19 protein-coding genes and 1 pseudogene are annotated in these 26,680 nt (G+C 44.4%); 8 read left to right on the top strand and 12 right to left on the bottom strand.

The genetic code is table 11. The features are described 5' to 3' along the window. Nucleotides 1–4: 4 nt before the first annotated feature. From L1D15_RS19425 to L1D15_RS19410, 4 genes are all read right to left on the bottom strand, one after another. Entirely contained in the window at nucleotides 5–559 is a 555-nt protein-coding gene (locus L1D15_RS19425) for a hypothetical protein (RefSeq protein WP_239876749.1), read from the bottom strand. Nucleotides 560–1,148: 589 nt separating this feature from the next. Beyond that, nucleotides 1,149–2,462, bottom strand: a complete 1,314-nt coding sequence (gene aceA / locus L1D15_RS19420) for an isocitrate lyase (RefSeq protein ID WP_239867231.1) — start codon at nucleotides 2,460–2,462, stop codon at nucleotides 1,149–1,151. 126 nt (nucleotides 2,463–2,588) lie between these two features. After that, nucleotides 2,589–4,235, bottom strand: a complete 1,647-nt coding sequence (aceB, locus tag L1D15_RS19415; protein WP_239876748.1) for a malate synthase A — start codon at nucleotides 4,233–4,235, stop codon at nucleotides 2,589–2,591. 641 nt (nucleotides 4,236–4,876) lie between these two features. Next, nucleotides 4,877–5,782, bottom strand: coding sequence for a hydrogen peroxide-inducible genes activator (locus tag L1D15_RS19410; protein ID WP_239876747.1), 906 nt, complete (start codon nucleotides 5,780–5,782; stop codon nucleotides 4,877–4,879). A gap of 199 nt (nucleotides 5,783–5,981) precedes the next feature. Between L1D15_RS19410 and L1D15_RS19405 the strand changes: the two genes are divergently transcribed. Continuing rightward, nucleotides 5,982–6,590, top strand: a complete 609-nt coding sequence (locus L1D15_RS19405; protein ID WP_239837429.1) for a peroxiredoxin C — start codon at nucleotides 5,982–5,984, stop codon at nucleotides 6,588–6,590. Between the two features lie 340 nt (nucleotides 6,591–6,930). Beyond that, nucleotides 6,931–7,962, top strand: coding sequence for a 2,3,4,5-tetrahydropyridine-2,6-dicarboxylate N-succinyltransferase (dapD, locus tag L1D15_RS19400; protein ID WP_239876746.1), 1,032 nt, complete (start codon nucleotides 6,931–6,933; stop codon nucleotides 7,960–7,962). Between the two features lie 100 nt (nucleotides 7,963–8,062). On the opposite strand, the gene L1D15_RS19395 is transcribed toward dapD, so the two are convergent. Next, on the bottom strand, nucleotides 8,063–9,247 hold the full coding sequence (locus L1D15_RS19395; RefSeq protein WP_239876745.1) for an NnrS family protein: 1,185 nt from the start codon (nucleotides 9,245–9,247) through the stop codon (nucleotides 8,063–8,065). A gap of 490 nt (nucleotides 9,248–9,737) precedes the next feature. On the opposite strand from L1D15_RS19395, the gene L1D15_RS19390 reads away from it, so the two are divergent. Both L1D15_RS19390 and L1D15_RS19385 read left to right on the top strand, forming a co-directional pair. After that, nucleotides 9,738–11,633, top strand: a complete 1,896-nt coding sequence (locus L1D15_RS19390; RefSeq protein ID WP_239876744.1) for a fructose-specific PTS transporter subunit EIIC — start codon at nucleotides 9,738–9,740, stop codon at nucleotides 11,631–11,633. Nucleotides 11,634–11,756: 123 nt separating this feature from the next. Beyond that, nucleotides 11,757–12,311, top strand: a complete 555-nt coding sequence (locus L1D15_RS19385; RefSeq protein WP_239876743.1) for a gamma-glutamylcyclotransferase family protein — start codon at nucleotides 11,757–11,759, stop codon at nucleotides 12,309–12,311. 31 nt (nucleotides 12,312–12,342) lie between these two features. Here the strand turns inward: L1D15_RS19385 and L1D15_RS19380 are convergent, their stop codons facing one another. After that, nucleotides 12,343–12,945 (bottom strand): outer membrane beta-barrel protein, encoded by a 603-nt coding sequence (locus tag L1D15_RS19380; RefSeq protein ID WP_239876742.1) that lies wholly within the window; start codon nucleotides 12,943–12,945, stop codon nucleotides 12,343–12,345. A 609-nt stretch (nucleotides 12,946–13,554) separates the two neighbouring features. On the opposite strand from L1D15_RS19380, the gene L1D15_RS19375 reads away from it, so the two are divergent. Both L1D15_RS19375 and L1D15_RS19370 read left to right on the top strand, forming a co-directional pair. Then, on the top strand, nucleotides 13,555–14,556 hold the full coding sequence (locus L1D15_RS19375) for a substrate-binding domain-containing protein (protein WP_239876741.1): 1,002 nt from the start codon (nucleotides 13,555–13,557) through the stop codon (nucleotides 14,554–14,556). Between the two features lie 108 nt (nucleotides 14,557–14,664). Further along, the gene (locus tag L1D15_RS19370) at nucleotides 14,665–17,631 is read left to right on the top strand and encodes an EAL domain-containing protein (protein ID WP_239876740.1); all 2,967 of its coding nucleotides are present in this window, start codon (nucleotides 14,665–14,667) and stop codon (nucleotides 17,629–17,631) included. Nucleotides 17,632–17,778: 147 nt separating this feature from the next. Here the strand turns inward: L1D15_RS19370 and L1D15_RS19365 are convergent, their stop codons facing one another. Together L1D15_RS19365 and L1D15_RS19360 are read right to left on the bottom strand one after the other, a co-directional pair. Further along, nucleotides 17,779–19,128, bottom strand: a complete 1,350-nt coding sequence (locus tag L1D15_RS19365; RefSeq protein WP_239876739.1) for an MFS transporter — start codon at nucleotides 19,126–19,128, stop codon at nucleotides 17,779–17,781. Between the two features lie 109 nt (nucleotides 19,129–19,237). Then, nucleotides 19,238–20,308, bottom strand: a complete 1,071-nt coding sequence (locus tag L1D15_RS19360; RefSeq protein WP_239876738.1) for a cellulase family glycosylhydrolase — start codon at nucleotides 20,306–20,308, stop codon at nucleotides 19,238–19,240. Between the two features lie 214 nt (nucleotides 20,309–20,522). Between L1D15_RS19360 and L1D15_RS19355 the strand changes: the two genes are divergently transcribed. After that, a complete protein-coding gene (locus L1D15_RS19355) occupies nucleotides 20,523–21,530 on the top strand; it encodes a LacI family DNA-binding transcriptional regulator (protein WP_239871516.1) in 1,008 nt (335 codons plus the stop codon). Nucleotides 21,531–21,564: 34 nt separating this feature from the next. On the opposite strand, the gene galM is transcribed toward L1D15_RS19355, so the two are convergent. The 4 genes from galM to galE form a co-directional block, all read right to left on the bottom strand. Then, nucleotides 21,565–22,629 carry a galactose-1-epimerase gene (galM, locus tag L1D15_RS19350; RefSeq protein WP_239876737.1) on the bottom strand — a complete coding sequence of 355 codons (1,065 nt, stop codon included), beginning with the start codon at nucleotides 22,627–22,629 and terminating at the stop codon, nucleotides 21,565–21,567. 8 nt (nucleotides 22,630–22,637) lie between these two features. After that, nucleotides 22,638–23,798: a galactokinase gene (galK, locus tag L1D15_RS19345; RefSeq protein ID WP_239876736.1), complete on the bottom strand. Its 1,161-nt coding sequence runs from the start codon at nucleotides 23,796–23,798 to the stop codon at nucleotides 22,638–22,640. A 69-nt stretch (nucleotides 23,799–23,867) separates the two neighbouring features. After that, nucleotides 23,868–24,923, bottom strand: a complete 1,056-nt coding sequence (locus tag L1D15_RS19340) for a UDP-glucose--hexose-1-phosphate uridylyltransferase (protein WP_239876735.1) — start codon at nucleotides 24,921–24,923, stop codon at nucleotides 23,868–23,870. A gap of 62 nt (nucleotides 24,924–24,985) precedes the next feature. Continuing rightward, complete coding sequence (gene galE, locus L1D15_RS19335) at nucleotides 24,986–26,008, bottom strand: UDP-glucose 4-epimerase GalE (protein ID WP_239876734.1); 1,023 nt, start codon at nucleotides 26,006–26,008, stop codon at nucleotides 24,986–24,988. A 380-nt stretch (nucleotides 26,009–26,388) separates the two neighbouring features. Here galE and L1D15_RS19330 point away from each other — a divergent pair. Next, nucleotides 26,389–26,568, top strand: a pseudogene (locus L1D15_RS19330) (LacI family DNA-binding transcriptional regulator); the annotation flags it as partial. Between the last annotated feature and the right edge of the window lie 112 nt (nucleotides 26,569–26,680).

Here is a 26,680-nt window from a genome sequence, read left to right as displayed (position 1 = left end):
GGCGCTAAATAAAATCATCCTTACCTAAGAAATAAGATTTGTTCCTCTTAATTTTATATTCATCTCTTACCCCTTTTATAACACCGAATCCAAAGACAATGTTTAAAGATGAGAATGAAAATAACAAATCAAAGTAGTCTGAATTTTCATTATGTTGGGAATGAAAAACCACGTTCAACTCCCTAAGGGGAACAAAGCTTTCCGACCATGCGACAACTATCCCCCCAATGGACAGCAGCATAATGGTACATATAAACAAACAGTAACGCTTCGCTTGTGCTAAGTTAGTTGGTAAAAAGCAATTATCAAACCAAGCAACTATTACTGCTGTTGGAAAAACCACTGAGCTAGCAAATAAAACAGCCCAATAAATCATATTTATCGAAATGCATAATTCATTTTCGATTACCTCGGACACTAATTCTGAATGTTTAATAATGGTGCAGTATCCATAGGTGTCAAATTGATACACTGTCCATATTGCAAACCCAAAAAAACATGCTCCACCTACGCACAGTATTTTTTGTATAGTTTTTTTTATCATAAATTTCAGGCTCACTTAGAAATTCACTAACGTCATTTTGAACGTAGGTGTTATCGAATACACCAGATGAGGAAGTATTTGAACGCTTTCCTTGTTACTGTCTCTGTTTGAATCTGTACTACTTTCAGTAGGCGCATCAACTTTCGATGAAGAAACACCCGCATGTGCAATGGAACAGGGTATGGTATTCATTACACTTCTTGAATGGCATAGATTGGATCCATGCTACCAACCAGTTCACTCCCCCCTCCTTAAATAAAATGTTAGACAATATTCCATATTCTGAAAAAAGAGAAACTACTGAGCAGGAAGAAGAATAAATAAAAGCTATCAACTAGTAGGAAAAAATGCCATATAACAACATATTGAGGAATGCAGATTGTTATTATCAAATAATAAAAAAACAACAAATAATTTGTGTGATAAATGAGACTTTTGAGGCGTGCGAGGAATTTATATTAATTATAATGATACAAATAATAATATCTGAATAAAAAAAGAGCGACTTAATGTCGCTCAAAGCATGTCAAAGTTTATGCCTAAACAGAATATCGATGACCGAAGGCTAGTAAGAGAGAGCCTTGGTCATCATGACAGGGATACTTTAGAACTGGTCCTCTTCGGTTGAGCCAGTCAGAGCCGTGACTGATGAGTTACCACCTTGGATGGTGTTGGTCATCTTATCGAAGTAACCTGTCCCCACCTCTTGCTGGTGAGCAACGAAGGTGTAGCCTTTCTCTGCTGCTTGGAATTCAGGGCGCTGTACTTTCTCAACGTAGTGGCGCATACCCTCACCTTGTGCGTAGTCATGCGCAAGTTCGAACATGTTGAACCACATATTATGAATACCCGCTAGTGTGATGAACTGGTACTTGTAGCCCATGTCAGATAGCTCTTGCTGGAATTTAGCAATGGTTTCTGCATCCAAGTTCTTCTCCCAGTTGAAAGAAGGAGAACAGTTGTACGCAAGCAGCTGGTCTGGGTATTCAGCGTGAATCGCTTCTGCGAACTTACGCGCTTCTTCCAGACACGGAGTTGCCGTTTCACACCAGATAAGGTCAGCGTATGGTGCGTAAGCTAGGCCGCGAGAGATAGCTTGGTCAATACCTGCACGTACACGGTAGAACCCTTCTTGAGTACGCTCACCGACAATGAAGTCTTTATCGTACGGATCGCAGTCCGAAGTCAGTAGGTCTGCCGCGTTTGCATCCGTACGAGCAATAACCAGTGTAGTGGTGCCTGCTACGTCAGCTGCTAGACGTGCAGCAACTAACTTCTGCACTGCTTCTTGAGTCGGAACCAGAACCTTACCGCCCATGTGACCACATTTCTTCACGGATGCTAGCTGATCTTCAAAGTGAACACCTGCCGCACCTGCGTCAATCATCGACTTCATTAGCTCGTAAGCATTGAGCACACCACCAAAACCGGCTTCGGCGTCTGCAACAATTGGTAGGAAGTAATCGATACCGCCTTCATCTGCAGGAGACTTACCGCTTGACCATTGAATCTGGTCTGCGCGGCGGAATGAGTTGTTAATGCGCTTAACCACAGAAGGTACTGAGTCAACTGGGTAAAGTGACTGGTCAGGGTACATGGTCGATGCAGTATTGTTGTCAGCCGCTACCTGCCAACCCGATAGGTAAATCGCTTCAATACCCGCTTTCGCTTGCTGCACCGCTTGACCACCTGTCAGTGCACCCAAACAGTTTACGTAGCCTTTCTTAGCATCACCGTTGACCAAAGACCACAGTTTGTCTGCACCGCGCTGTGCGATTGTGTTGGCTGGCACCATCGAACCGCGCAGTTCTACGACTTCTTCTGCTGTATATGGACGCTTTACGTTTTTCCAGCGTGGGTTAGTTGCCCAGTCTTTTTCAAGAGCTTCGATTTGTTGGCGGCGAGTTAAATTAGTCATCGGTCTATCCCTCTTTTGATGTGCGCTGCTATTTGTTGACAATACGGGCGCTGTTTTTATTTTTCTCTGGCGGTACATCCATCTCCGCCTCGGAATGTTCACGTTACTGATGTTGTTATTGATTCATTAGTCCAGATAGTCATAACCTGGAATGGTTAAAAAGTTCGTGAGTTCGTCGCTGGTGGTCAATTTGGTCATCAGTTCAGCCGCTTCTTCAAAACGACCCGACTGATAACGCTCATCTCCAACTTCTTCTTTCACGACGTCAATTTCTTCACTAAGGTACTGCTCAAACAAGGCTTTGGTTACCACCTGACCATTGTCGAGCGATTTTCCATGCTGAATCCATTGCCAGATCGACGCTCGGGAGATCTCTGCCGTCGCGGCATCTTCCATCAAGCCGTAGATAGGGACACAGCCATTGCCAGAGATCCAAGCTTCAATGTACTGAAGTGCTACTCGAATATTGTGGCGCATGCCCTGCTCTGTTCGTTCTCCTTGGCAAGGCGCGAGCAGATCATTGGCAGTAATTGGCGCATCGTCTGAACGAGAAACATCAAGTTGATTGGTTCTCTCACCCAGAACACTACCAAACACTTCCATTGCTGTATTGGCCAATCCAGGGTGAGCTACCCAAGTACCGTCATGGCCGTTATTTGCTTCCAGTGATTTATCGTTTTGAATTTTGTCGAGAACCTTTTGATTCTCCTGTGGATCTTTTGCTGGAATGAATGCTGCCATTCCCCCCATTGCAAATGCACCACGACGATGACAAGTACGGATAAGTAAACGCGAATAGGCATTGAGGAACGGCTTATCCATGGTCACAACCTGACGGTCCGGAAGGACACGATCTGGGTGCTTTTTCAGTGTTTTGATATAGCTAAATATGTAATCCCAGCGACCGCAGTTAAGACCAACAATATGTTCTTTAAGCGAAAATAGGATTTCATCCATTTCAAACACGGCTGGCAGTGTTTCAATCAGCACGGTGGCTTTGATAGTACCTGTGTCTAGGCCAAAGTAATCCTCAGTAAAATGGAACACTTTGCTCCACCACTGCGCTTCTTTATACGATTGCAGTTTTGGTAGGTAGAAGTAAGGGCCGCTGCCCTTTTTCATTAGCGCTTTGTAGTTATTGTAAAAATAAAGCGCAAAGTCGAATAAAGCTCCAGGAATGATCTCACCATTAAACGTCACGTGTTTTTCTTTTAGGTGTAAACCACGCACTCGGCAGATCAAAACCGCTGGATCATCCTTCAACTCATATTGCTTACCATTAACTGGGTTGGTGTAACTGATGTTGCCCTCTACCGCGTCACGCAGGTTGATTTGACCATCTAACACCTTATCCCATGCGGGGGACATCGAGTCTTCAAAGTCCGCCATGAACACTTTCACGTTCGCATTCAGCGCATTAATTACCATTTTACGGTCAGTAGGACCGGTGATTTCTACGCGGCGGTCTTGCAGATCTTGAGGGATCCCGAGAATTTTCCAGCTACCTTCTCTGATATCTTGTGTATCTTCGAGAAAGTCTGGCAGCTCCCCAGCATCGATACGAGCTTGCTTTTCTTCACGCTGAGCAAGCAAGGTATCGGTCTCGCTGGCAAACTGAGCACACAGAAGAGATAAAAAGGTTTGGGCTTCAACAGGGAAAATCGCCTGATGTTCTGGTGAAAGGGTACCAGTCACTTCAAGCATGCCTTCTTGGTGTAAAGTTTCTTGGGCTTCAGCTGTTGTTTTTTCTCTATCTGGTGTGTTGGCAAGCATATTCTCTTCCTTTAACGCTCCGATACAACGACGATGTTTTGGGGTTGTATCAGTGGTTGCTCGAATTTTCGAAGAGTTACATTTGTAACTATAAAACAACAATCAAACATCCTAATTGATTACTATCTTCTTCGTTTATTTTGTCTTGTGAACTCTACCTTGGCTAACTTGGTTTGCCTTTTCAATCTAGACATAAGTCTTACAGAGCCTTTATTTAAACTACACCAACACACGCTAGAGCAAAAGACCTAAAACAGCCTTTAAACTAAATTCAAAGTTTTATTCCGCTGCCTATAAGTTGTTGATTTTGATCACCAAAATGTAACCAGTTACGTAATTTAATTACAGTAAAATTAGAGCTGTAAAACCGTTTCAAACACACGTTTAACTTACGAGTGAATTAGGCACCGCTTTATCAGCAAGGGGATTTCATGGCTATTGCGTAGGTAGGTCAAACAGAACATTTTTAGTGAGTAGTAAAATTGACACTGTGAAATTTCACAATTTAATGAAAGCTTCATTAAGATTCCTTTGTAAAATTTTACAAGTTAAAGTTCACCAACAGAATAAAATGCTAAAAAGCACACTAAAACCAGTGTGCTTTTGGAAGGTATCATCGAGATTTAGTCTAATACTTAACGCTAAAGCAGCTCTGACACGACTTGTGCCAGTTGATTAAAAGTATTCACTCTTGAAGAGCTGGGGCGCCAAACTAATCCAATGTGACGATGCGCTTGCTGCCCTGGAGCGTCTACAACCACCAAATTCTGGTTATCGAGCAACCCGTGATCGATCGCCATCTGCGGGATAAAGGTGGTTCCTAACCCATTAGCAACCATCTGAACTAAGGTATGTAAACTGGTTGCTGAGAATGGATTAATCTTTTCTTTCTTAGTCAGCTGGCAGGCAGAAACGGCATGTTCTGTTAAGCAGTGTTCTTTTTCCAGTAAGAACACAAACTCATCAGGTAAGTCATCGTACTTAATCGGGGTTCGGATCGCGTCGGCCTGATTACGACTGATGATCATTCGAAAGGGGTCATTGCCGACAATTTTGCTTTCCATACCATCTATATCAACAGGTAAGGCTAAGATCAGTACATCTAATTCACCATGACGCAGCGCCGCCAGTAAATTGGTTGTAGTGTCTTCTCTTAACAGTAAATTCAGCAATGGGAAGCGCAGGTTCACTTCCTGCACCAAGTCACCGAGCAGAAAAGGCGCAATGGTTGGAATACAGCCAACACGCAGTTGTCCTTCCATTTCATCTCCCTGACAAAGACGACCAAGCTCAACCAAATCTTGCCCCTTTGCCAGAAGTTCACGCCCTTGTTGGACAACTTGCTCTCCTGCCAGTGTAAACACTAATGGGCTTTTTTTATCTTTCTTCTCATAAAGCGGGCAGCCAATCAGCTCTTCAAGATTTTGAATGCCTTTACTAAGTGTTGACTGACTCACGAAGCACCGTTCCGCCGCTTCACTAAAATGGCGAGTTTCGTGAAGGGTAATCAAATAATGTAATTGCTTGAGACTAGGCCACTTATTCATAATTTTATATGTAACTCTTACTCATCCAGTGATCGAAGGAATGATTTATTTATCATCGCTTTTTTCGATTAACTTAATCTATTTATTTCGCTTTTTTCAATACTACTATCTGTACTATAGTTTGTCGCGTACAAACACGGACCAAACCTAAAACTCATAGTTTGGTTTGGAACTAACCATATATTTTAGGAGCAAAAAAATGGTACTAGTAGGTCGTCAAGCCCCAGATTTTACTGCTGCAGCTGTTCTAGGTAACGGTGAGATCGTTGATAACTTCAACTTTGCAGAGTTCACTAAAGGTAAGAAAGCGGTTGTTTTCTTCTACCCACTAGATTTCACTTTCGTTTGCCCATCTGAGCTAATCGCATTCGACAACCGTCTAGCTGATTTCCAAGCTAAAGGTGTTGAAGTAATCGGTGTTTCTATCGATTCTCAGTTCTCTCACAACGCATGGCGTAACACTGCTATCGAAGATGGCGGTATCGGTCAAGTTAAGTACCCACTAGTTGCTGACGTTAAGCACGAAATCTGTAAAGCATACGACGTTGAGCACCCAGAAGCAGGCGTTGCTTTCCGTGGTTCTTTCCTAATCGACGAAGAAGGCGTTGTACGTCACCAAGTTGTTAACGACCTACCACTAGGCCGTAACATCGACGAAATGCTACGCATGGTTGACGCTCTAAACTTCCACCAGAAGAATGGTGAAGTATGTCCTGCACAGTGGGAAGAAGGTAAAGCAGGTATGGACGCATCTCCAAAAGGTGTTGCCGCTTTCCTATCTGAGCACGCAGCAGACCTAAGCAAGTAATCTTGCTTTCGCACCCAAGCTCAACGGGTGTCTTGGTTGGACAATATAAAGCTAAAAAGCAAACGCCAATCAGTTTAAAGTAAAGTCTTATTTAAAGAGCCCGAAACTCAGTTTCGGGCTCTTTTTATTTCGCTTTCACACTCAATGAACATTATCATCCCACAACTTCTCTATATAGATAAAAAGACAAGGTATCGCTAAAGAGACAAAACGTATCGACCTACAGACTTTATCTGTTTCCGCTCTTTAAAGTCGAAAAAGCTCTCTTTATGATGAACTCAACTGATTTGGAGGAAGAGATCACTCTTCCTGACTGACGATTACTACACGGAGATTCAACATGGCTTACTTTTCTCTAGCCTTCGGTACGACAACCAAAAACCGCGATGGAAAAATCATTGAAGCATTTTTCCCAAACCCAGTTCTTAACCCGTCTGACGCACTAATAGACGCTGTCGCAAAAGTAGCGGGTTACGAGCAAGGCAACCAAGCGATCGAAATCTCTGCGGCACAAAGTGCAGAACTTGCTGGTGCATTCGAAGCAAACGGTGATGCTGCAAACGCCTCATTCGCAGCTAAAGCAGCGGAGTCTTCACAACCGCTGGTGCTAGTTATTCTAGCAACTGATGAGAAGCCAGCTTCTGTTGCTGAAGGCTTCCTGAAGCTTCAACTGATCTCTAACCGTCTAGTTCAACCTCACGGCACTGTGCTTGACGGTATCTTTGGTCTACTGCACAACATTGCTTGGACCAACGAAGGCCCTATCGATCTGCCAGAACTGGCTGACCGCCAAATCGAAGCTCGCCTAGCAGGCCGCAACCTTTCTGTCGATTGTGTCGACAAATTCCCTAAAATGGTCGATTACGTAGTACCTGCTGGTGTTCGTATCGCTGATACTTCACGCGTTCGCCTTGGCGCTCATGTTGGCGAAGGCACAACCGTTATGCATGAAGGTTTCATCAACTTCAACGCGGGTACAACGGGTGTAAGTATGGTTGAAGGCCGAATCTCTGCTGGCGTTGTAGTTGGTAACGGCTCTGATATCGGTGGCGGTGCTTCAATCATGGGTACACTGTCTGGTGGTGGTTCAGTTGTCGTTTCTATCGGTGAAAGTTCACTGCTAGGCGCGAACGCAGGCCTTGGTTTCCCACTGGGCGATCGTTGTACTGTTGAGTCTGGCCTGTATGTCACTGCGGGTGCTAAGGTTCGCATGCTAGATTCAGAAGGCAATGAAGTAGAAGTGGTCAAAGCACGCGACCTAGCTGGCGTGTCTGACTTGCTGTTCCGTCGAAACTCAGTGACTGGTCAGATTGAATGCCTGGCGAACAAAACGGCAGTAGAGCTGAACTCTGAGCTACACAGCAATAACTAAGCTGGTAGTCGAACAGAAAAAGGGTTGATGTGTATGCATCAACCCTTTTTCTTTTTCTGCTAAGTGAATCTCATAGCGCGCGAATGCAGCCGTTAGCTACTTAACCAGGATGACCGTCGACCCTCGCTTTTAGCAACATAGGGCCAAACTTAATCACATACAGAGTAAAAGCCAGTACCCATAACAGCCCACTGATATCGATCATCAACATCATTTGGGCTGGCCACAGAACTACACCAATACTACGAACTAACGCAGCAGCCATCAGCATAGCGAATGCTAACGCCATATTTGGCCCCTGATAAATTGCTCGCCCAGTATGCCCCATGGTGACACGAGCGATCATCGCCAGTATCAAGCCGCCGAGCGCTCCAATCGCAAACAGATGCAACATATTGTGGCCCGCAAATGGGTTATCGAGTAACCCTCTCAATAATAGGCTGACCGGAATACACAAGTAAGCTAAGTGCAGCGCCCATACCAGCGGCTCTTTGACGGTGCGCCACGGCTGCCATCTCATCACACGAACTAAATGTGCTAAACCGGAAATAACCATCAGAGAAGGCCCGAGCTGAGCAAAAGTGACAGGGAAAAAGCTCAGAATAAATAAACTGACCAGCGGGAGGTTTGCCGTCCATTCTAGCCAAGTCATCGGCTGTGGTTTCTCAAAATTAAACCGCCGCGCTGTGAAGAATGGGATCACCCGCCCGCCCATCACTGACAGTAAAATTGTAAACCACCACAACATTGCCTGCCAGACCGCCGAAGAAGGAAACGGCGGCATCCCCTTAATAGTCGCGTAGCTGGCAAAGTTCGCCACAATCGCTAAAACAAACAAAGGCACAAAGAACAGATTTTTCCACCCTTTAACTTTGATTACTCGGCTACCAACTTCATACGCTGCAAAAGCGATAAACAGAGCCTCTATCGATGAAATCAACCACAAAGGGGCAGGTGTCCAAAACAGCACACGCGGAAGCAACCACAAGCCAACCAGCAGAGCCAACCTATGGTGCTTGGTGCCATTGATTCCCGTCCAGTTCTGCACTGCGGTCAAGACAAACCCCACCACAATCGCCATCGAGAAACCAAACAACATCTCATGCACATGCCACCACAAAGCAGGCACCCTTAACGCCGCAGGCTGACCAGTTTGGAACATCCATACCCACAAGGCGACAGCAATAACAGCGTAAACGGCCCCGAGTAAAAAGAAGGGCCGGAATCCCAAACGTAAAATCGGCGGAATGGCTTGTTCGACTTTTTTGTCAGTAATATTGAGCACTATGGTCACTCCAAATATTGAACCTAACTCTAAAAAGCAATATTCATTCCAGTCTTAAATCAACCATAATTCAACAGATTAAAAATAAAACAGTGTCTTTATGACTCTTTTATAGGGATACAAAAGAAAACGTAGAGGTCATTAAGACACACTTGGTAATTTAAAGGTTTTTGACACGTTTAATGAACCAAAACCACCTCAAAAAATAGAGTTACTAAACTCTAGTTTCTAATATTTTTACTTTAAAACCAAAGAATAAAAACAGAAAATAATAAAAATAAATAACTGATATTAAATAAATTAAATTGAAATAATTCAATTAATCACAGTTAGATCAATTATTGAGTAAGATCACACTCCAAATTCATGGTTACAATAATCCAGTAAATGCATTTCTAATACACTAAAATTTGTTGACCGTTTCCTCCACAATCACCCTCAGATAAAAAAACAAGTTCCGCACAGTTCGGAACCAATCGGGGTAAACGAGATGATCACAGATTTAATCAATAAAGAGTTGATTTGCTTAGATCTCCAGGCAACAACCAAACAGGAAGTGTTCGAAGAACTGATCAACCTACTAAGTAGCAACCACCGCATCAGTGACAAAACTCAATTCCTCAACGACATTATGGCTCGAGAAGATGTTGGTAATACTGGTTTTGAAGACGGCGTCGCACTACCACATGCCAAAAGTGCCGCGGTTTCCAAGCCCGCTGTCGCGATTGGTATTAGCCGCCAAGGGATAGAGTACGGCGCGGAAGACGGTCTACCGAGTAAACTATTCTTTATGATTGCCTCTCCTGATGGTGGTGCCGATCATCATATCGAGGTGCTGGCTGAACTCTCTTCAAAACTGATCGAAGACGGATTTATCGAGCAATTTATGCAGGCTAGCTCTGCTGGAGAGGCATTGGAATTACTGCTCGCCAAACCACGAAGTCAGCAAGATACCCCTGAAACTGATCAAGGCTTTTTAATCGGTGTTACCGGCTGCCCAGCAGGGGTCGCGCACACTTACTTAGCTGCCGAAGCCTTAGAGAAAGGTGCCGCTGAACTTGGCTATAAAATCAAAGTTGAAACCAATGGTTCTATAGGGGTAAAAAACACGCCGAGTGCAGAAGAGATAGCTCAAGCTGATGCTATCATTGTCGCCTGCGATAAACAGGTTGATATGAATCGTTTCACTGGGAAAAAAGTCATCATAACCAACGTCAAAGCCCCAATCAGCGATGCCAAGGGATTGATAGGAAAAGCGCTGCAAGCACCACACTTTACAGCCAAAGAAGAGAGCCAAAGCGTAGAAGCAACAGCTTCGAGTACACGCAGTGATTTATACCGCTACCTGATGAATGGTGTTTCGCACATGATTCCATTTGTGGTCACAGGTGGTCTGCTGATCGCACTTGCACTGGCCATTGGTGGCGAGCCAACATCTGCAGGAATGGCGATTCCTGAAGGCAGCATATGGCAAAAGGTCCTGGATGTCGGTGTGGTTTCATTCACCTTGATGATCCCTATCTTAGCCGGTTATATCGCCTATGCGATTGCAGATCGTCCAGGTCTCGCACCAGGATTAATCGGTGGCTGGATTGCGAACAATGGTTCTTTCTATGGTGCGGAAGCTGGCACAGGCTTTATCGGAGCCATCGTTGCAGGCTTACTGGTCGGCTATTTTGTCAAATGGCTGACGAGCATCAACTACCATAAATTTATTCAGCCATTGGTGCCTATTATGATTGCACCAATCCTAGGATCTTTGTTTATCTCCAGCCTGTTCATCTTCGTCATCGGTGCCCCCATTGCAAGCTTAATGGACGGCCTGAATGCGATGTTAGTCAGCATGAGTACCGGCAGTGTCATTCTATTGGGAATTGTCTTAGGTGGTATGGCTGGCTTTGATATGGGCGGGCCGTTCAACAAAGTCGCGTTCTTATTCTCTGTCGGCATGATCGCCAGTGGTCAGACGCAATTTATGGGCGCTATGGCGTGTGCGATTCCTGTAGCACCTCTTGGTATGGGTCTAGCCACTTTCCTTGGTCGTAAATTCAATCTATTTGAAGAATCAGAAATCGAAGCTGGTAAAGCGGCTGGCGCCATGGGCCTAGTCGGTATTTCTGAAGGCGCAATTCCCTTTGCCGCACAAGACCCAATGTCTGTGATTCCTGCTAACGTGCTTGGCTCTATGGTAGCAGCCGTAATGGCATTCTCATTTGGCATCACCAACAGCGTCGCACACGGTGGCCCGGTTGTCGCACTACTTGGCGCTATGAACCTACCATTGATGGCACTGGTTTGTATGGCGGCAGGTACCGTCGTGACCGCCCTAACCTGTATTTCACTTAAGAAGATGCGTAAAGCGAAAGCACAGCTAGCAACCGCTTAATTGTTTAAGCGCCTTAAGCGCCATCCCCCCTATTTTGCGCGCTATTCAGACCCCGTTTTTACGGGGTCTTTTCTTTTGTGATAAAAACCTTTAGGTTGTTTGTTGAACACAGAGGGAAAATACATGGCAATTTACATCTTTGGCTACGGCAGTTTAATGAACTCCGCATCGAGACAACTGACAGGAAAAACCGCCCAAGCTTTACCTGCCATCGCTCACGGCTTCAAACGCTACTGGGGTAAAGTGGATGACAGTTATATCCTTTCGCCGCTGGTCGTAAATAAAGGCGAAGGTTTAGTTAATGGCGTATTACTCGAAATCAGCGAAGATGAGCTAAGTGAATTTGATGTTCGCGAGCGAGGCTACCATCGAGTGGAAATCCCCCATTCACAGCTTGAGTGCGATAACCCATTTCATGCCAATGATCAGGTTTGGGTGTATATCAAAGACAACCCAGAGCCACCATGTAGCCTGAGCCCTATCATGCAAACCTATGTCGATACCGTATTAGCAGGGTGTCTGGAGATTTCCGAACAATTTGCCAAACAATTTATTCAGCACACCATCGGCTGGCACTTCCCACGAGAAGACGACCGGCATGCACCTAAGTATGGCAACCTCGCCGGCGTAAAAGAACACCATTATCCGGTGATTGATAAACTAATAAAGGGAGCGTAATGCTCCCTTCCTCTATTCGCTAGAATGACGATCAGAATTTGTAGTCAAGACCTAAGAACATTGTGTCCATATCGAAGTCAGCATTATCGTATTCTGCCGTTGTTGTACGGTATCCAGCGTTAATGCTCCAATGGTTATTGAATGCATATCCAGCTTCTACACCGTAAAGCACTGAAGAGCCCGAAGCCGTAGAACCATTGGACTCGTTTTCAGCACCAACACCACCGATACCAAAGATTCCTCCTAGGTAGAAACCGGAGTTACCAAAATAGAATTGAGGTTTTACGTTCAAATTAAAAGCAGAAAAATTCAGATTCCTCACCGTACTACTATTATTTAATACCACATCAAAAGAGCCGTAATAAGCGTACTCACCTTCGAAACCAACAACAAATGTGTCAGCAATGTGGAAGTTATAACCAATCGCCAAAGCAGCGCTCGTAGATGACACTTCACCAGTAGAGCTCACGCCATCCCAATTCTTGGTATTCAGATCAGTATCAATGATATCTGCGCCTAAATACCAGCCATTTGCAAGGTGACCACGTCCAGCTTGCTGTGTCTCTACGCTTTCCGCACCAACTGCCTGAAATGACACGGCCGCTATTAGAGCCGCTAATAATTGTTTATTCATTCTAATTCCTATTTCTGTATACGGCTTGAGAAAAAGCCAGCGGGTGAATATAGGTATATTGCTAAAAAATAAAACCATCAATATTTCATATAGTGAACCAAATCACATCCACTAAATAAATAACAAGACTGGATTTACTCACAAAGTGTAGAGGGCAACTCTTGGCTAAATAACACTCGTCACTGATTTAAGAACACAGCAACAAACATTTAGAGCTTTTACCTCGCCCTTGGCTTAGTGGAATTACATAACCTCACCACTTCTTTGCTCATCAGCTCTTGTTCAGTGTAATAGGCACTAGGCTTGTCACGGCCTACAGTCGCCTTCCCCTACATTGATTTGAACCATGACAGTTTGTCCGCATTCTGATGACGGACAACTTCAATGCGCTTGCCTGTACGCCTCTCCTGTTTTGAAAAATCAGTATAAGCGAATCGTATCCATAATAAAGCCTAAATAAATTTCACCAAAAGATAACGTTTACACTAAAGCTTAGATCTTACTATCAAAGGTGGTAAAAATTGTATCTATCACAGTAAAAAATGTCTCAAATTGCTTCACTTTCACAAACAGTGTTTAATGTTCAGGTTCAATTTATGAGGTAAAAAGATGGCAACGATCAAGGACGTAGCAAAAGAAGCGGGCGTTTCTGTCGCAACAGTTTCTCGCGTAATCAACAAATCCCCGAAAGCTAGCCAGTCGTCCATTGACTCCGTCACCAAAGCAATGAAAAAGCTTGGCTATCGTCCCAATGCTGCTGCGCGCGCATTAGTCAGTCAAAGTACCAATACCATGGGTGTGCTGGTTAGTGATGTCTCCGATCCGTTTTTTGGCACTTTAGTTAAAGCCGTCGACACTGTTGCTCATGAACATGGTAAACATATTTTGATTGGCAATGGTTATCACGACGCGGAGCAAGAGCGAAAAGCGATCGAGCTTCTGATTAATAATCGCTGTGATGCCCTCGTCATCCATGCTAAAGGCCTGTCCGATGAAGAATTGATTGGCTACGCCAAAGAAGTCAAAGGTATGGTCATCATCAATCGTCATATACCTCAGTTGGCGGAACGTTGTATCTCGCTCGACAACCATAAAGGGGCTTACCTAGCAACGGAATACTTGATTCGTCACGGTCATACCAAGATTGCCTGTGTTGCCTCTAACCATGCCATCGAAGACTCACAGCAACGCATTGAAGGATACCTTGCTGCATTGAGAGATCATGATATTGAGTTGCCAACCAGCTATATCGAATACGGAGAGCCGAATAACGATGGTGGTGAAGTTGCCATGACCAATTTGCTGACTAAGTCACTAGAAATCAGTGGGATAATCGCTTACAACGATTACATGGCAGCAGGTGCACTATCGGTTCTTGATGCAAATGGTATTCAAGTACCGCAGCAGGTGTCGATGATGGGCTTCGATGATGGCTTAATTGCGCGCTATGTACATCCTCACCTCACAACTGTACGTTACCCGATTCAAATGATGGCCGATAAAGCCGCTCGTCTTGCATTGTCTTTGGCGAGTCAAGACCCTTTAGAGAGTGGCACAATGATCTTCTCACCTACTGTAGTGCGAAGAAACTCGGTAGAGAAAGCCACCTAACAGGCTAAATAAAACCATTAGCCGCATCATACAAAAAAACAAATTGCATAAGCATAATCTATACTTTGTCTGGGCAATGGTGCCATCATTGTGTGCAGGCTAACCAACATGACAAAAAAAACACCTATCAATACTCTACCTACTTACTTATGCCTTTTTGTCAGTTACTTTTTGCTCGCCATGTTTTCTCTTGTGCTCAGTCGTGGAGAAGGCGCTTTGGCAACGGTTTGGTATCCAAACATTGTTGCAGGATTTATTATTGCTCAGTTGCCAGTAAGAACATGGCTGGCGTGCCTTGTTATCACCCTAGTCGCTAATGTCGCCGCCGATTACCCCTTTAGCAACAGCTTAGTCTCATCACTTATATTTGTTCCCGCCAATATGTGTGAGGTGTTCTTGATTGCTTGGATGATCAGGCAATCAAAAGATATGGCTCACAGCCTAAAAAACTTGTCAGCATTCATAAGATGCCTTACTTCCACCTGTATAGTCCCTGCTTTTTTTGCTTCATTATTCGGTGCGATATCCTTGAGTATTCGTTATGAACAATCCGTGATGGAGTATTGGCATGTTTGGATCTTGGGAAGCATGGTCGGTGCCATCACTTTTTTCCCTTTATGCTTGCTCTTGTTATCTAAGGCTACGATTAATTCATGGCGTGAACTCTCAGAGCCAAAGGAATTAGCCATTATAGGGCTCAGTATCTTTGTCACCTATGGTAGTTTTATGTTCCTACCATACCCATACGCTTACCTTTGTGCTTTCTTATCTTTCGCCGCTATCTTTTCTCGCTTCTCTACACTCAGCGTTGCAATCGCTCTCACTGGCGTACTCACGACCTATATCACCTCCAATGGCGTCTATCACCCCATTACTCACGACTATGACAATAAAGCCTTCTTCTTTTACGTGCCGATGTTATTGACATTTATTACCCCTAGTTTTCTCTCAGTCAGTGTTGAAGTGACTCAACACGCGAATGCATTATTGAAACAAGCCAAGCAAAGTTACATTAATTTGTATGAAAAAACGCCTTCCGCTATGCATTCCATCGGGCATGATGGAAAACTGGTGTCCGTCAGTGACGAATGGCTAAAGTTGTTAGGCTACGAAAGACATGAAGTGATTGGGCGGCCCTCAACGGATTTTTTAACAGAGGCCAGTGCAAAACTTGCAAGAGAAGTCATTCTGCCGATTTTTTTTAAGACTGGGAAAATTTCGAACATTCACTACCAGATGATATGCAAATCAGGAGACGTTATTGATGTCGAGTTATCCGGCTTTTTAGAAAAAGGGAATGAAGAAACGTCTGATCGATCCATGGCGGTCTTGAAAGATAAAACCAAGGAATACGCTCTGGCTCGCTCATTGGCAAAAGAAAAAGAACTGTTGGAAGTCACGCTGACTTCGATCGGCGATGGTGTGGTCACCACAGATATCAACCAGAAAATCACCTTCATTAACCCTGTAGCTTCAGCGATCTTAGACATCAACGCAGACCTTGTGAAAGGTCGTCAGTTTATGAATACCATTTTTATGATCAATGAAAAAACAGGGACATACCTAGAAAACCCGTTAAGCAAAGTGCTAAGAAACCACATCACTTTTGCTTTACCTGAGACCACTGCACTCAAAAATATGAGTGGCTCCGTTTTTTCGATTCAGGGCTCAGTGACGCCCATTACTGACCATCAAGGCAACTTACACGGCTCAGTCATGATCTTTCAAGATGTCACCGAAGCAAGAACCCTATCACAGAAGCTCTCATATCTTGCTCAGCATGATGCGCTCACGGAACTGCCTAATCGACTGCTTTTGACTGATAGAATCTCCATTGCTTGCCTGAATTACCAACGAAAGAAAGTGGGCTTTACTCTTCTTTACATCGATTTAGACAACTTTAAAACCATTAACGATTCTCTTGGGCACCATGCGGGAGATGAGCTGTTAAAGATAGTGGCAAAAAGGCTAGACGATTTCACAAGAAAAGTGGATACCGTTTCTCGTGTCGGTGGTGACGAGTTTGTGGTTTTGCTTGATGCTTTTACCTCCAAGCTAGATGTGGCGACTTTTACCTCAAAACTGATTGAAGAAATCGCTCATCCCATCTTACTTGAAGGTCAAAACGTTCAAATGACACCCAGCATTGGTATTACCCTGTGTCCTGAAGACGGAAGCGATGTGGAATCGCTGCTAAAACGGGCAGATTTTGCAATGTACAGAGCCAAAGAAAATGGCAGAAACCGTTTTCAATTCTATTGTTCCGATATTGAGCGAGATGTAGAGAATAGAATTGAAAGCGAGAAGAAACTGCGTCTTGGGCTTACAAATAAAGAGTTCTACCTTCATTTTCAACCTATTGTGACCAGTATTGATTATCAGATTCTCTATTGGGAAGCGCTGTGCCGTTGGAATCATGAAGGGGATGATATTCCGCCATCGGACTTCATTCCGCAACTAGAAGAGATGGGGTTAATCAACGAATTAGGGATGGAAACTTTAAACCAAGCTTGCGACTTTATAAAACAAGTCAGCTATGCAAACCATGATGCAAGGCTGTCGGTTAATATCAGCGCTGCCCAATTGTTAGATAAAAAATTTGGCGACAAAGTAAAGCAATTATTAAAAGAAAAAGGCGTTGCCGCTTCCAGCTTTATCTTTGAAATTACGGAGTCCGTCTTAATGGAAAACTGGCAACAAAACCTATCCGTTCTCAACAAGCTAAAACAGCAAGGTATTTTACTTGCTGTGGATGACTTTGGCACAGGTTACTCGAGCCTAAGCTACTTAAAACGCTTCCCCATCGATATCGTGAAAATTGATAAAGAGTTTGTTCGTGATTTAGCCGTTGATTCCCAAGACAACGTTTTTGTCAATGCCATCATCACTATGGCAGAAACGCTTGGAATGACCACCGTCGCTGAAGGCGTTGAAACTCAAGAACAAGCTGATTTATTGAGCAAAATGCACTGCCCAATGCAACAAGGCTATTATTTTGGCAAACCGCAAAGTCAAGATTTTTGGCTAGCCCAAAACACACCGGCACTCAATGTTATCGATTTTCGGCAGAAATAAGATGACCTAAGCTACTGTAATTAATGTGATATGACCTTGTTTTTGGCCATCATAACTTCATGCTCTTTACCACTCCTTTCATCTCATCGTTTCTTCCTAAACACATCAGCCCTCTCAACTTGAGAGGGCGATGATATCAAAAAGCGATCAGTTCAAGACTTGGTTTGCTTTAAGTGGTGCAACCTCAACTCCTTCTGCAAATTCACCACGTTGGAGTTTTTCACGCAAAATCGCATGTTGGTCTTCCGTAAAAGTATAGCGAGACATAATAAAGATACGTACCAAAGCCCCCAGAGCAGGCAGCAGTGCGATACAGAAGAACATACCACTTAATGCGGTTTCAGTTTGCTCTGCATTGGGTACATAGCCGATCGCTGTAAGAATCAACCCTGTCAGCCCCCCAGCAACCGCCACAGAAAGTTTACCTGTGAAAGTTTGCCCAGAGAAAGTGATCGCAGCAGTGCGTTTACCACTGTGGTAATAAGAGTATTCAACAGTATCGGCAATCATGGCTGAGATGAGTGGATTGGTCATCATAAATATGCCCGTGATCACTGCAAGCCATGCCATCACAGCCGTTGGGTTGTCGTAACCCGTGAGGTAGAAACCGATACGAGCAATGATCTCTAACACACATAGAGCAATAAAGATGTCTCTCTTTTTGAAACGTTTCGTTAATACAGGAGTTGCCAAACACGCAATGGCGCTGACCAAAGTAATGGTACCAATCAAGGAAACTAACCCAGCATCTCCCATGTTGTAGGTGAAGAAGAAAATGTACAAGCCATTGACGAGGTTAAAAAATACATTCATAAAGAAGGCTGCCAAAATGAAAAACAGAGGCTTGTTTTTGCGTACAGCTTGGAAGGTTTGCTTCAACGTGACTTTTTCACAACTCGCAGTCGAAATACGCTCTCTAGTGTTGTAAAAACCATTAAGCATAAATAACAACCCTGCAATCATCAGCACAATTACCGCTGGTAAGTAGCCTTGGTCTGCGCGTCCATCAGCAAAGTAGGCACTTAACTTAGGAAAAATGACCAAGGTCGCACCAATACCGGCATTAACCCCTAACATGGCACAGGTTGCCGCTTTAGCGCGCTCTTGGGGTTCATCAGTCATTACAGATGACATGGACCAGAATGGAACATCTGAAATCGTGTATAAAGTGCCCCAAAGGATATAGGTCACACCCGCATAGATAACCTTAGTCGACGTATCTGCATCCATATTGTAAAACGCTGCCACCGTGACCAAAACAATTAGAAACGGCGTAAACAACATATATGGACGGAATTTGCCAAAACGAGATTCCAATGTGTCCATATATCCGGCAATCAGAGGATCGTTGACCGCATCCCACACTCGAGCGATTAAAAAGATGGTACTCGCCGCTATTGGCGAAATACCAAGAATATCGGTATAGAAATATAAGATAAAAGAGCCGACTAAACCAAAGCTAAAGCACTGGCCTACTCCGTAGCCGAAATAAGACATCAGCTCTCTATTATTCAATCTATTTTGTACAGTTGTCATTGTTCACGTCTCGATTGATTTAATTGTAGGTAAGAAACCGACCTATTTCTCAAGGCCGGAGCACGGACAGTTATTCCACTTCTGTGAGTGTTTTAATTAACTGCACTTCACTTGCATCATAGGGCTGGCCTTGCTCGTCAAGCAGGTCATGGAACCATTGACGGGCATAGTTAACGTCGTTACGTTTAATTTCAGGCCAAGGAAGGTGCGTTTGGGTTTTGCCTTTGACTAACCCCCACTGGTAACAACCGATGTTCTTATCTTTAAAAATCGGTAGTTGTTCATGTAAGTAGGATTGTGCATGACGAGCGAGCCACTCAGTGCACATCATCGGACGATTATGCGCCTCTACAACCTCTAATGCTTGGTGAAAAAGGTCAAGTGGTAAGTAAGCGTGAAAGGTAATAATGTCCGATAGCTCAAAGGCACGGCGATCGGTTGGGTGCTCAAAAATAGGTAAGCTACGATCTAGAATACTTGGACAGTGCCACGCTCCAACCGTCAATGGCTGACTAGGATTGATTTCACGCGCCCACTCGAAAGCTTTTTCCATCAGCTCATGACTAAACACTTCCATCTCTTCGTCATAAGCGACCTCACCTGTTGGGGTAAAAATCATTCGATTCGTAGGTTCGTTGTAAAGATCCCAAATGACAATGCGCGGATCATCTTTGTAGGTCGAGAGAATATCGCGAACATAAGCTTCAACTTCTCCCCACTGCGCTTTGTCCATCACTACATTTCGACCTGGGCTCGCCGCTGCTTGGCTGTTATGCAGATCCGGCACAGGCGCTTTCTGCTCGCCCAAGAATGGGTGATCACCAGAAAACCCACAGTCATCCATAGGTGTTAGCATGACTTTGATGTCGTTACGTTCACAAATATCTAAGAAACGGTCGATGCGTGTATGTAAACCATCACGATCTGCCTGCCACACGATAAAAGGGAGATTGGTACGCAAGGTGTTGTAACCCACTTGCTTCGCCCATTCCAATTCTTCTTCGATAATTTCAGGGGCAAACGTGTCTTCTTGCCACATTTCATTCCAGTTGACAGCTGTCCTTGGTAAGTAATTAAATCCACGCAACCACCCCTGCTGCTTTTGCCACTGCCACGCCTTATCTTCAGACCATCTTTCCATCTTACTCAACCTTCAAAACTAAACTATTAACTAATAATATTAGCTAATATATTTATTAATACCGTTTAGACCATAAGGTAGAAATGAAATTGAGCGGACAATCACAACAATCCGACTTTTAGCACAAGATTTTGTGATCTTAATCTTTAACAGATGATCAAGATTTAATAATTAGCTAATATCTTTAGCTCACTGAGTTAAGTTGATTTTTAAGATGGCTAGAAAAATTACGATGAGTGACATTGCTGCAGCAGCAGGCGTGTCTCAATCAACCGTATCCTTAGTACTGAACGGTTCAACGTCGGTAAAAATTGCAGACGCGACAAAGCGCAAAGTGATCGACACCGCTGAGTCCCTTGGATACAACAACAAAAAAGTCGCCCATGCCTTAGGTCGACCAAAAAAAATGGCTTTCGTCATCAATGGGCTCACCAGTTATGACCCTTTCATTGATGCCATCAACTCCGCTCGCGAAGAGGCTTGGGCCAATGACTATATTTTAGTGACCTTTAACTACAGCCATGACGCAGTGATGGCAAATAAGATTGAATCTGAAATTAATGGTGGGGATTATGTAGGTTTGGTATATGCGTCAAGTATGACAAGAGAGCTGAAACAGCAACGAGTCAACACTTTCCTGCCCACGATATTACTCAACTGTACCAATCAGGCCGATGATCAAATCCCGAGTATACTGCCCGCAGATATGATCGGGGCTTACAAAGCTGTCTCTCATTTAACCGCACAAGGTTATCGCTATATTGCCATGCTCTGCGGTGAAAACTGGATGCAAGCCAGTAAACAACGTACAGAAGGTTACCGCCAAGCTTTAATTGATGCCGATATCATCCCCAATCCGGATTACCTACGTGAAGCAAATTGGTCATTAAAGGAAGCGCACCAACAAACACTGGCATTATTCAATTTAGCTCAACCGCCAGAAGCCATTTTCTGCAGCAGTGATTATATGGCGATGGGATGTTATCAAGCCCTCGCAGAGCTTGGCTTAAAAATCCCAGATGATGTCGCAGTTGTCGGCTACGATAACCAGCAAATCGCATCGGAAAGCTTCCCTGCTTTAACCTCAGTGGAGTTACCCTACTCTGAGATGGGTAAACTGGCTATAGAATCTTTAGTAACACAGATGGAAGGTCAGCCTTTGGTTTCGAAACGGCGTAAAGTCGAAGGAGAACTGGTCGTTCGTGCTTCATCAAGCAAATAAAAAAAGGTGGGCTTGCTGCCCACCTAAAGGCTACCTAGAACTCAAACTGATAAACAGTTCGGTGCTGATAGCTTCCCCTAGGAGTTAACACCCCACGGCTAACTCCCCATTCTGGTTTATTTGGCCCATCAGGAAAGAATTGAGTTTCTAATGCAAGGCCGTCATACAATTGATAAGTTTTACTCGCCCCCGGGGTACCAGCAAGAAAATTACCCGAATAAAACTGCACGGCCGGCTTGGTCGTTTTTATCTTCATCACAACGTCTTTTTCAGGGGCCACCAACTCCGCAGCAATCTCGCTCCCATCAGTCACATCAGACCGAAATACAAACGCATGATCATAACCACCAGCCATTTTCTGATCAGGCTCAGTTAAGAATTCACTACCAATCTTCTTGGATTGAGTAAAGTCAAAACTAGTTCCCTCGACAGCTTGGATTTCCCCTGTAGGAATCAAGCCACTGTCAGTAGGCAGATAAGCGTTGGCATTCAACTTAAGGTGATGATCTAAACTCTTAAACGCACTCGCCTCTCCCGCCAAATTAAAATAGGCGTGGTTAGTTAAATTCACAGGGCAAGCTTGATCAGTACTGGCAGCATAGGCAATAACCAGCTCGTTATCATCCGTCAAGGTATAGGTTACTTTTACATCAAGATTACCCGGATAGCCTTGATCGCCATCGGGCGAATGCAAGCTGAATACAACATGTTGACCATCGTACTCGGCCACCGCCCAGCGACGTTTATCGAAACCATCTAACCCACCATGTAAGGAATTCTCACCATTGTTGATACCCAACTGAAAAGACTGCTCATTAATATCAAATTGACCTTTACCAATACGGTTAGCAAATCGACCAACAATCGAGCCAAAATACGCGCTCTGCTGCATGTGCTCTGCCATATTAGGTGAGCGCAATAGTACTTCACGTGACTCACCATTGATTGGTAATGTACAGCTCAACCAAGTAGCTCCGATATCCATAAAGACGACACTCATACCGAAGCGGTTGGTTAACTGGATAAGTTGAGCGGGTTTACCATCAAATGAAGGGGCTTGCCCCATTGTCCGCTCTAGTGATTCTAGATAAGTTTGCATTCCAATCCTTATAGTGTCTCAACCAAGCCCGCCCCTTGTTTGGCTTGGCATACATAAATGGACGCTTTCAAGCCTGTTGAAACTTGATATTGCGCTTCAACCGCGGCTTTAACAGGCTCTACCAGTTCAGGAGGCATCACCGCGACAATGCAGCCACCGAAACCACCACCAGTCATACGAACGCCCCCTTGCTCACCGATCACTTGCTTGACGATGTCGACTAAGGTGTCAATCTCTTTGACCGTGATTTCAAAGTCATCACGCATAGATGCATGAGACTGAGCCATCAACTCACCAATACGCTCCATATTGTGATGGCGCAATGCATTGGCAGCTTCAACAGTGCGAGCATTTTCAGTAATCACATGGCGAGCACGTTTAGCCACTACCTCATCAAGCAGAGAAACTTTGTCATTGAACTGTTCAATGCTGACATCACGCAGTGCTTTGACACCAAAAATGCGCGCTGCTTCTTCACACTGCTCACGGCGTGTGTTGTATTCACTATCCACTAATCCACGCTTTTTGTTTGAGTTGATGATCACGACGGACATCTCCTCAGGCATAGAGACCGCCTGTGTTTCTAAGCTACGACAATCAAGCAGTAGTGCGTGATTCTCTTTACCTTCTGCTGAAATCATCTGATCCATAATGCCGCAGTTACATCCAACAAACTCATTCTCAGCTTGTTGACCATTCAGGGCGATTTCAGCCTGAGAGATCTCTAGGCTATAAAGCACCTTGAATGTTTGGCCAATAACCACTTCAAGGGCCGCCGATGAGCTAAGCCCGGCACCTTGAGGTACATTGCCACTGACTGATATATCTGCTCCGCTAAATAGATAGCCACGAGCTCTAAGGCATTTGACCACACCACGGATGTAATTAGCCCACATCTTGTTTTCTTGAAATTCAATCTCTTGTGTGACATCAAATTCATCCACATCATTGCCATAATCAACCGAAATGACGCGCACAATGTTGTCATCACGTTTGGAGGCTGCGACTACGGTTTGGTAGTCAATTGCACAAGGCAACACAAAACCATCATTGTAATCCGTATGTTCACCGATCAAGTTCACTCGTCCGGGGGCTTGAATAATGTGGCTTGGTTGGTACCCCAACACCTGCTCAAAGGAGCTCTTTACTGCTTGAATTAGTTCAGACATGTTTCCATCTCACACTCAAAATAGGTTGTGATGCCCAAGACAAAACTCAGGAATCAATAGATTGGGTAATTATTTCTGCTCTTTGTAGTGAATATCGCTGAGCTCACGCAGGCGCTGTGCCGCCTGCTCGGCGGTTAGGTCGCGCTGACTTTCTGCCAGCATCTCGTAGCCCACCATAAATTTACGCACGCTGGCACTCCGTAACAGAGGTGGATAAAACAAGGCATGTAATTGCCAGTGCTCAATATCCGTTCCCTGTTCAAAGAAAGGCGCGTAGTGCCAGCCCATAGAGTACGGAAAAGAGCACTGGAACAGGTTGTCATAACGACTGGTCAGTTTTTTGATCGCGACAGCAAGATCATCACGTTGCTCACCACTCAGTTCACTCATACGGCGAATATGGCTTTTCGGCAGCAACATGGTCTCAAATGGCCAAGCAGCCCAATATGGAACCAGTGCCACCCAATGTTCGGTTTCGACCACAATACGCGAGCCATCTTTTATTTCAGCTTCCACGTAATCGACCAACAGGTTCGAACCTTGATCTTGATAATAAGTTTTTAAGTGATGTTCTTTGCGCTCAATTTCATTGGGTAAAAAGCTGTTGGCCCAAATTTGTCCATGGGGGTGAGGCTGAGAGCAGCCCATAGTTTCACCTTTATTTTCAAACGCCTGAACCCAGATAAATTCTTTGCCCAACTCTTCAATTTGCTCGTTCCAAGTGTCAATAACACCACGAATTTGGCTGACTGGCAGTTCCGGCAAAGTCTTGCTGTGATCTGGGGAAAAACAAATCACTCGACTTAAGCCACGCACCCCTTGAGTTTGGAACAGAGGATTATTCGATTCTGGAGCATCTGGTGAATCTGTCATCAGAGCAGCAAAATCATTAGAGAAAACATAGGTGCCTTGATAGTCCGGGTTGATATCCCCCGAGATTCTCTCGTTGGTCGGACAAAGAAAACACTGCTCATCATAACTAGGATGCTCATCAACTGATGGATTTTCATCTGCCCCACTCCAAGGGCGCTTAGCACGATGAGGGGACACTAATATCCATTGCCCAGTCAGAGGGTTGTAGCGACGATGCGGGTGATCCACAGGGTTAAACTCAATATTCGACATCTCAATTACTCAACTTTAAAATCATTACATGCTCTCTAGAGCTCAAAAATACAGCTTAGCCGTCACGACTCAGGGGAATACCCCTTAGGGTTGTTAGATTGCCAGCGCCAAGTATCGGCACTCATCTCTGCAACACTGCGTGTCGCTTTCCAACCCAATTCTTTTTCCGCTTTTTGAGTACTTGCCCAACATTCAGCGATGTCACCAGGGCGGCGAGGGCACAATTCGTATGGGATAGGTTTGCCACAAGCGTGGCCAAAGGCTTCAACCATTTCCAGCACGCTCGAACCTTTACCTGTCCCTAAGTTATAAATATGTAAGCCCGCTTTCTCACCAACCGATTTCAATGCGGCAATATGACCATCTGCCAGATCCATCACATGAATATAATCGCGAACACCGGTACCATCGGGCGTTGGGTAATCATTGCCAAATACCGATAACTTTTCTCGACGTCCGACCGCCACTTGCGCGATAAAGGGCATCAAGTTATTTGGCATGCCTTGCGGATCTTCCCCCAGAGTGCCCGAAGGGTGTGCACCTACAGGGTTAAAGTAACGCAGTAGTGTGATACTCCAATCAGGCTCAGCACTGAATAAATCAGAGAAAAACTTTTCCACCATGAATTTACTGCGGCCATAGGGGTTGGTTGTCGCGCCCGTAGGTGAATCCTCGGTAATTGGAACGACTTCAGGGTCGCCATACACAGTAGCGGATGAGCTAAAGACCATGCTTTTAACCCCTGCTTTTCGCATTGCACGAGCGAGTACCAAAGAACCATTGACGTTATTGTCAAAGTACTCAAGCGGTTTTTGCACCGATTCGCCCACCGCCTTTAAGCCCGCGAAGTGAATCACTGACGTGATCTGATGCTGCTCAAAAATACCATCCAAAAAAGCTGCGTCACGAATATCACCTTGATGGAAACAAGGCTGTTGACCAGTCAATGCTTCAATTCGATGCAGCACTTCCTGTTTTGAGTTACACAAGTTATCGATGATGATCGGTTCAATACCCGCTTCGATCATCTGTATGCAAGTATGACTACCGATATACCCCATTCCACCTGTTACTAGTACTTTCAATGTCGCCTCTCTGTCTCAATTCGCCGTGTTGGATCTCTAGCTCGCTAAAAAGTCTAGCAATCAATCAGGATCGTTTTCCGTGATCCACTCCTCATTGTGTAAACGTTTCCACAAAAAAGGTATTTTGAGAGATCATGACAAATGAAAGTAAAAACAAAAGCAAAATCTATAAGCGTTTAACTATCAATAAGATAATCAATCTTCGCTACGCAAAGACCATCAGCAGACACACACTGAGTTTTCTACTAAAAATTATTACAACACTCTAAGGGTTGTTTACAACCGAACAAAACAGATGACATCCCAAGGAAACTGGGCATGCCAATGGAACACAACACATAACTACATTACAAGATATTGCGGTTTAATCAGGTGTCTCACTGGCGACTGTTTCCTGAGTCCAGAATGATTATCCAACCTTAAACGTCAAAAAAGAAACCAGACATAGAATTCTGGAAATTGCAGAGAAGCTCGAATACCAAGCCAGCAGATCAAAAAAATCCATTCTGTCGAAAAAGCAACAACATCACTTCGTCGCAGTGTATAGCGACAAACAGGACACAGCGGCCAATTTTAGGTAAACGTTATCACAAGTGTAGTTTAAAAAATTTTACTCACATATTTCCCCTGTCATCATATAGCCATTATTTGATAACAACCTCGGCATGAGAG

Origin of the sequence: Vibrio sp. Isolate25 (genome assembly GCF_022398025.1) — a bacterium.
Lineage (GTDB): Bacteria > Pseudomonadota > Gammaproteobacteria > Enterobacterales > Vibrionaceae > Vibrio > Vibrio coralliilyticus_A.
This window is presented reverse-complemented; position numbering and strand designations above follow the sequence as displayed.